This window comes from Pseudomonas sp. RIT288, assembly GCF_000631985.1.
Taxonomy (GTDB): Bacteria; Pseudomonadota; Gammaproteobacteria; order Pseudomonadales; family Pseudomonadaceae; genus Aquipseudomonas.
The window spans coordinates 177544-184860 of sequence record NZ_JFYN01000008.1 but is presented as its reverse complement, the minus strand read 5'-3'; the positions used below and the strand labels follow the sequence as shown (position 1 = coordinate 184860).

At 62.5% G+C, this 7317-nt stretch carries 6 protein-coding genes; 2 read left to right on the top strand and 4 right to left on the bottom strand.

The window, feature by feature from the left end:
- Nucleotides 1-312: 312 nt before the first annotated feature.
- The 4 genes from BW33_RS09815 to BW33_RS09800 all read right to left on the bottom strand — a co-directional run bounded on the left by BW33_RS09815 (nt 313) and on the right by BW33_RS09800 (nt 5435).
- Entirely contained in the window at nt 313-1383 is a 1071-nt protein-coding gene (locus BW33_RS09815; protein WP_047598636.1) for an SMP-30/gluconolactonase/LRE family protein, read from the bottom strand.
- A complete protein-coding gene (locus BW33_RS09810) occupies nt 1380-2525 on the bottom strand; it encodes a sterol desaturase/SRPBCC family protein (protein WP_047598635.1) in 1146 nt (381 codons plus the stop codon). The genes BW33_RS09815 and BW33_RS09810 overlap by 4 nt, the downstream gene beginning before the upstream one ends.
- Before the next feature lie 112 nt (nt 2526-2637).
- Nucleotides 2638-3501 (bottom strand): LysR family transcriptional regulator, encoded by an 864-nt coding sequence (locus tag BW33_RS09805; RefSeq protein WP_045122483.1) that lies wholly within the window; start codon nt 3499-3501, stop codon nt 2638-2640.
- A 215-nt stretch (nt 3502-3716) separates the two neighbouring features.
- Complete coding sequence (locus BW33_RS09800) at nt 3717-5435, bottom strand: hydrogenase maturation protein (protein WP_047598633.1); 1719 nt, start codon at nt 5433-5435, stop codon at nt 3717-3719.
- A 295-nt stretch (nt 5436-5730) separates the two neighbouring features.
- Between BW33_RS09800 and BW33_RS09795 the strand changes: the two genes are divergently transcribed.
- Nucleotides 5731-6240 carry a sigma-70 family RNA polymerase sigma factor gene (locus BW33_RS09795; protein WP_047598631.1) on the top strand — a complete coding sequence of 170 codons (510 nt, stop codon included), beginning with the start codon at nt 5731-5733 and terminating at the stop codon, nt 6238-6240.
- A complete protein-coding gene (locus tag BW33_RS09790) occupies nt 6237-7184 on the top strand; it encodes a FecR domain-containing protein (protein WP_047598630.1) in 948 nt (315 codons plus the stop codon). Before BW33_RS09795 ends, BW33_RS09790 begins: the two co-directional genes overlap by 4 nt.
- The last annotated feature ends 133 nt before the right edge of the window (nt 7185-7317 follow it).

Sequence of the window (7317 nt, the reverse complement as noted above, 5' to 3'; positions counted from 1 at the left end):
TCGCGAGCAGGCTCGCTCCTACAGGAGGATTACCTTTCAACTGTGGGAACGAACCTGCTCGCGAAGAGGCCTGCACATACAACATCATCGTGGCTTGACACACCGCTATCGCGAGCAGGCTCTCTCCTACAGGAGGATTACCTTTCAACCGTGGGAACGAACCTGCTCGCGAAGAGGCCTGCACATTCAACATCATCGTGGCTTGACACACCGCTATCGCTAGCAGGCTCACTCCTACAGGAGGAATGCGGTCACTGTAGGAGTGAGCCTGCTCGCGATGACGTCAGTTGATTTGACACAAAACCAGCAGGCTCACTTCAACGCCTCCGCCAACGGCAACCGTGCCATGTGGGTCGCCTTGAGTGACCCCAGATACAACCAGTCCCCATACTCCCGCGCCGTGGTAATCGGCGAGTAATTGCCGCTGCTGGCGTCCTGCAGATTGGCGATTACCTTGCCCTCAAGGTCCAGCCCCAGGACAAACCCGCGCTTCTCTACCGGTTTCGGCAACACCGTCAGCGCGCGCACGATCATCTTGCGCACCCTCGGATGCCCGGCGGTGCCGTCGAGCAAGGCACTGCGCGGTGCGTACAGCGCGACCCAGAAGCGGTTGCTGTCATTGAAGGCGAGGTTGTCGGGCAGGCCGGGCAGGTTGTCGATGAACAGGTCATGGGTGCCGGCCTTGGGCCCCGTCAGCCAGTAACGGCTGATGCGGTAGGCGCCGGTTTCGTTGACCAGCACATAAGCGTCATCCGGGCCGAGGGTCACGCCGTTGGCAAACTGCAGTTTGTCCAGCAGCACGCTGGTCTTGCCGGTCTGAAAGTCATAGCGCAGCAGGCGCCCGTCACCGCCATGCTCAATGATCGCCTCACCGTCATGGCCGTAACCCCAACGGCTGCTGGCATCGCTGAAATAGGCGTAGTGCCCGGACTTGTCGATCGCCACATCGTCAGTGAAACCGAAAGGCACACCGTTGGCCTCGGTGGTCAGAGGGATCAACTGGCCCTGGGCATCGAGCGACAGCAGACCTTTGATGCCATCGGCGATCACCAGTAAACCGTTGGGATGCCGCGCCAGACCCAGCGGCCGGCCGCCGGTGTCGCTCAGGACTTGGCGCGCCTTGCCGTCAAGGCTGGTGCGGATCAATCGTCCGTCATGCAGCCCGGTGATCAGGAAGTCGCCTTCCAGCAGCAGTGCCTCGGGGCCGTCGATGTCGCTCGGGCCAACCTGCTCGGCAGCCTTGAGCCGCTGGTTTTCCGCGTACGGACCTGCGCTCAGCGACGGTGCTGCTGGCGGCTTCCACGCCACCGGCTGCACCTTGGTCGGCATCAGCAGCAGAAACGCGATGACGAGGATAACCAGCAGTAACAGCAGGCGCTTCATGAAAGGTGCCCCGTCAGCGTCAGGTGCCTGAGCGCCATGTCGCGCAGGGCCTGCATCGAGGTCGCCGATTCACGTTCGATGCGGCGCTTGAGCAGCAGTAGATTGGCCAGTCGCATGCCCAGCCCCTCGAACTGATAATCCAGGGTGCGCACGAACCGCGTACCGTCACCTTGCGCCGTGCACTCGTAGCTCAGCAGCAGCGACAAGCCATGATCGCCCCGCGCCCGGGCGCACCAGCGGCGACCGGGCAGATACTCGGTGACCTCCCAGCGCAAATGGCCGGCGCGCCCGCCGGCATGAATGTCTTCTTCGAAACGCGCGCCGGCATGCAGCGGGCCTTGTGGGCCGTTGATTTTCAGCGACGACGGGTGCCACTCGGGCCAGTGGTTGACGCTGGCGGCGTAGCGGAGCACGGCGACCGGTTCGCCGGCGATATCGATCTGGTGCTGCATGCGGGTCATGGGCGATCTCGAATAGCGCAACGGGGTGGGTTGCGGCTCCCAGTACAGGGTGCCGAACAGGTAGTCCATCAGCGGAAAAACGATATTGAAATTTCGCTCCTGCATGCGCTCGCGGCGGTGATGCAGTTCGTGCAGATGACGCATCTGGCGGATCCACGGCAGGCGGGTCAGCAAGTTGTTCGGTGGCAAATGCTCGCAGGCGTGAAACACCTCGTAGGTCAGATAACCCAAGACCATGCAGCCGCCGAACAGCCCGGCGACATTGGCGTTGAACTGCGCGAGCAGCCACCACAGCGGCAGGGTGAAAACCAGCGTATGCACGACAATCAGCCAGGCCGGAAACAGAATCACCCGCCAGTCGCGGGCGCCGTCATAAGTCATGTGGCCGGGGGTGAAAAAGCTGTGATGGTCGCCGGCATGCCGGGCGTAGAACAGTTTGGCGAACGTCTTTTTGTGATGGCCGAGATGGCGATGGACCATGTACACGCCAAAGTTGAACAACAGCAGGGTCAGCGGCACGCTCAGCCATTCCAGCGGCTGCACCTGATACACGCTGCTCCAGAAAGCGCCGATCGCCAGCACGCCGAACAGCAGCACGAAGGCGCCGTGCAGCCACGGGTTGTATAGCGGATGAATGGCCGCACGATAGCGACTGCGGAATGCCTCGGTGGTCTGCCTCACTGCGCTCACCTATGGGTATTGTTGTTATACCCGGCAGATTAGCCGATCCGGCCGTTTGTGCAGCCCGCACCTTGAGGTCACTTGCGCCATGCTCCGGTCTAAAGCGGCCGACTCAGCTCAACGGGTTCCAGCGTTGCGACCAGTCGTCATCGGTGGCGATCACCTGGCGCAGCAGATCGAACGCCTGTTGCAGCGTCGCCGAGTCGCGTTCGCGGGCATACACCAGATAGGTTGGATAGCCGAATTCCGGGGCTTTGGTGACCGCTTCCAGTGCGCCGGTTTCCAGATAGCTGCGCACCACGCGGGTACGGAAGTAGCCGCTGCCGCCATGTTCGAGGATGTATTGCAGGGCCAGCGGGCCAAGGTTGAAGCTCAGTGCGGCTTTGGCCTTGTCCGGCAGGGCGGCGTCGTGCTGACGACGGAAATCCGGCCCCCAGTCGATGTAGACGTAGGGATCCGGGCGGTTCGGCGCACGCACCAGAATCAGTTTTTCTTCCAGCACCTGCTCGACCTGCAGACCCGGCCAGTACTCCGGCTGATAGACCAGCGCAGCATCAAGCACGCCGAGTTCGAGCTGGCGCAACAGGTTTTCGCCGTCGCGGATTTCCATGCGCAGGGCATGCCCGGGAATTTTCTCGCGCAGTTCGGCGGCCCAACTGAGCATCAATGGGTTGCACAGGCTGACTTCACCGCCGATGTGCAGCACGTTGTGATAGCCATCCAGCAACGGCAGGTCGCGGCGCGCGGCTTCCCAGGTCTGCACCAGTTGATTGGCGTAGACCACGAAGGCCTCACCATTGGCGGTCAGTTTCGCCCCGGCGCGGTTGCGCACGAACAGCGTACTGCCCAGCTGACTTTCGAGTTTCTGCACCCGGGCGGTGATCGCCGTCTGCGTGACGAACAGCTTCTGCGCCGCGGCGGCAAGACTGCCGTGACGGACGATTTCCAGAAAGGTACGGGCGAGGTCGATGTCCATGGGCGGGCCGATGTCTGAGGTGCGGGCATTGTAAGTGCCGGCTCGTCACCGCGTCATCGTTCATCGCGAGCAGGCTCACTCCTACAAGGTTCTGCGGTGGCCATCGATTTCGCGAACGACACAAACCCTGTAGGAGTGAGCCTGCTCGCGATTGCGGTCTGCCTGCCAAAAACAGTGCCGCCTGACCCACCGCCATCGCTGGTCTGCGGTGAAGCTCAGCCCGCCCACTCAACCTTGCGCACCCGCGCCCAGTCTTCCACCAGCCGCGCCGGCGTGCCGCAGGCTTTGCGCTTGTAGACGAAATTACGGCACTTCTCGGCAAACTGGTTGCGGTTGTAGAGCATGTCTTCCTGCATTTCCTGCAGCTCGCTTTCCCGGCATTGCTCGATCAGCACCTGATCCACGCGCAACTTGCGTTCACGCACGGCGGCATAGGTCGGATCGGTCAGTGCCGCGTTGGCCCGTTGCAGCAGCCACAAGGAAAACTCATCCGGGCAGCGCGGGCCGATTTCCTGGACCATGCCCAGTTGCAGCGCCTGCGTGACGCTGACCGGCAGACAGGCCTGGGTCAGTTGCTCGGCCATCGCCGGGCCGACGGCGCGGGGCAGGCTGTAGGTCCAGTATTCCGAGCCATACAGGCCCATGCTCTTGTAATGTGGATTGAGCACGACGTCGGCCCGGGCAAACACGATGTCAGCGGCCAGTGCGAGCATCACGCCGCCAGCCCCGGCATTGCCGGTCACGCCGCTGACCACCAGTTGCTGCGCGCTGAGCAGCTCGGCGCAGACATCGTCGATCGCCTGAATATTCGCCCACGCTTCGGCGCCCGGATCCTGCGCGGCCTGGATCACGTTCAGGTGCACACCGTTGGAAAAACTGCCGCGCCCACCCTTGATCAGCAACACGCGGATGTCACGGGACTTGGCCCAGCGCAACGCTTCGACCATGCGCTGGCACTGTTCGGTGCTCATCGCGCCGTTGTAGAACTCGAACGTCAGCTCCCCGACATGCCCGGATTCACGGTAGCGGATCGGCTGATACGCCTCGTCGTTGAACGGCTCGCTGGCAATCGACCAGTCGAGGGTTGGCACGCCTGCCAGTTGCCCGGCCAGCACATGTCGCGCCGGTTGCTTGAAGGTCTCTTCGCCGGGTAGTGGTTTGCGCCGCAGCGAGCCGATCCACAGGCTGTGATCGCCGGTGGCGACCAGCACCGCGTCGTCATGTACGGCGAGGATTTTGCCGGGAATGCCGGTGCGCTGATCGAGGTGCGCGTCGTACACGTAATACTGCCCGCCGGCCAGACTCGCCAAGACCCCGGGCTGGCCGTCTGCAGCGTCGATGCAGCGTTTGATGAAGCGCGAGCAGTCGTGCCAGCTGAAGGTGCGGTCGTCCTGCTTCATGTTCGGTTGCAAGCGGCCCCGGACTTTGGGGTCGGTGTAATCCAGTGCGACCGGTTGCACCCCTTCGATGAACTTTTCGACCACTTCGCGAATACAGCGAATCGCCGCATCGCTGACCCGACCGTTGTACAACTCGGATTTGCGCAAGTCCGACGGCAGATTGAATTCACAGGTGGCCCAGACCGGGCCGGCGTCCATTTCTTCCACCGCTTGCAGGGCAGTCACGCCCCAGCGTGTCAGTTCGTGGGTGATCGCCCAGTCCAGCGCGCTGGCGCCACGATCGCCGACGATGCCCGGGTGAATGATCACCACCGGGCGCCGCGCATTGCTCCACAGCGCCTGCGGCACGCGATCCTTGAGGAATGGGCAGATCACCAGATCGGCGCCGCTGTTTTCGATCTGTTCGCACACCGACGCCTCGTCGGTGAACACCACAACGCTGGGCGAGTGCCCGGCCTGACGCAGTTCCAGCCAGGCGCGTTGGGTCAAGCCGTTGAAGGCCGAGGACAGCAGAATAATCTTCAGTGATCGCATGGTTTTCTTCCTTGAAGGGATAGCCGCGGGCTCCCGGTGAGCCGTCCTTGGCGTTCGATGGAGCGCGCAGATTAGAGAGTGCTTGCGCGCTGGCAACTGATCAGGGTCAACGTTGTGTCAGTCAATATTTCTACCGCGACGGAACGCCTTATTCTCAAAGGTTTGCTTATCCTGATTTTTAATTACTTCAAATGTGCGCAGCGCTATTGCACAGTCGCGCCTGATCAAGAGCCGGACGATCCCGGCAGAACCACGGATTTTCGCAGCGGGTGGGACCCGTTTCAGGGAGCAAGGCATGGGTGATGTTCAGAACCCGCATTACCGGATGATTGGGCACATGTTCCAAAAGGACTATCGCTGGCTGTGCGCTGCGGTTGGCCGTACGCTGGGTTGCCCGCACAGCGCACAGGACATCGCCTCGGAAACCTTTTTACGGGTGCTGGCCCTGCCGGACCCGAGCGCCATTCGTGAACCACGGGCACTGCTGACCACCATCGCCCGGCGCCTGGTCTATGAAGGCTGGCGCCGCCAGGATCTCGAACGTGCCTATCTGGAAAGCCTGGCGCTGGCGCCGGAACCGGTGCATCCATCACCGGAAGAACGCGCGCTGGTGATCGAAGCGCTGCTGGCAGTCGATCGCTTGCTCAATGGCTTGTCGGCCAAGGCCAAAGCTGCGTTTCTCTTCCATCAGCTTGACGGTTTGACCTACAGCGAAATCGGCGAACGGCTCGGGGTTTCCACCAGTCGCGTGCAGCAGTACATGGTCGAGGCGTTCAAACGCTGCTATCAGGCGATGCAGGCATGAGGCCGGACGAAGCGCTGATCGATGAGGCGGCGCAGTGGATGGCGCTGTTGCAGTCCGGCGAGGCCAGCGCTGGCGAGCGCGCGGCATTTGAAGCGTGGCGCGCGGCTGATCCGCGCCATCAGCGGATCATCGAACAAATGGGCGGCGGCCTGAACCTGCTGCGCAACCCGACCTTGCGCGGGCTGCCGCGCAACAGTCTGCTGCACAGCCTGAATGCGCCATCGAGTCGGCGGCGCTTTGTCAGTGGCAGCTTGAGTGTGCTCGGCATCGCTGTGCTGGCCGGTCTGCTCGGGCGCCGCTACGGCTGGCTGCCGGAAGCCGGCGAGTTGGCCACCGGCACCGGCGAACGGCGCGATTTCTTTTTGGCGGATGGCAGTGCGCTGAGCCTGAATGCACGTACACGGGTGGTGGCGCAATTCGATGCGGTTCAGCGTCTGCTGGTGGTGCGCACCGGCGAGTTGTTGGTGGATGTGGCCAAGGATCCTGCGCGGCCGTTCGTGGTCGCGACCGAGCACGGTCGGATGCGGGCGCTGGGGACGAAATTCCTCGTGCAACAGAGCGACGATTTTACCCGTCTGGTGATGCTGCATTCGCAGGTTGAAGTGGTCACCGCCAGCGGCGCGCGGCAGGTGGTGGAGGCGGGGGAGAGTCTGCTGTTCAACGCCCGGGACATTTTGGCTCTGGAGCGCAGCAACGGCCAGGAAAGCGCCTGGGTACAAGGTCGCCTGGAAGTGCGCGACCGGCCGCTGAGCGAAGTGATCGACAGCCTGCGCCGCTATCGCCGCGGCATTCTGCACCTGAGTCCCGAAGTGGCCGATCTGCGCCTGAGCGGCCTCTATCCGCTGGACGACAGTGACCGCACTTTGCAGCTGCTGGAGCGCTCACTGCCGATCCGCGTCACCTGGCACAACCCCTATTGGGTCAGCATCCAGCCCCGCCCTTAAGCCCACCGCATATCCCTCTAGGAGCTGCCGCAGGCTGCGATCTTTTGATTTTCGCTTTTAAAGATCAAAAGATCGCAGCCTTCGGCAGCTCCTACATGATGTGTGTGGAGTCCGGTTATAGGTTTATGACTTC

Excerpts from the sequence above, each read along its gene's own strand:
- BW33_RS09805 (WP_045122483.1), bottom strand. The coding sequence starts at position 3,501 with ATGGACATCGACCTCGCCCGTACCTTTCTGGAAATCGTCCGTCACGGC.
- BW33_RS09790 (WP_047598630.1), top strand. The coding sequence starts at position 6,237 with ATGAGGCCGGACGAAGCGCTGATCGATGAGGCGGCGCAGTGGATGGCG.
- BW33_RS09800 (WP_047598633.1), bottom strand. The coding sequence starts at position 5,435 with ATGCGATCACTGAAGATTATTCTGCTGTCCTCGGCCTTCAACGGCTTG.
- BW33_RS09815 (WP_047598636.1), bottom strand. The coding sequence starts at position 1,383 with ATGAAGCGCCTGCTGTTACTGCTGGTTATCCTCGTCATCGCGTTTCTG.
- BW33_RS09795 (WP_047598631.1), top strand. The coding sequence starts at position 5,731 with ATGGGTGATGTTCAGAACCCGCATTACCGGATGATTGGGCACATGTTC.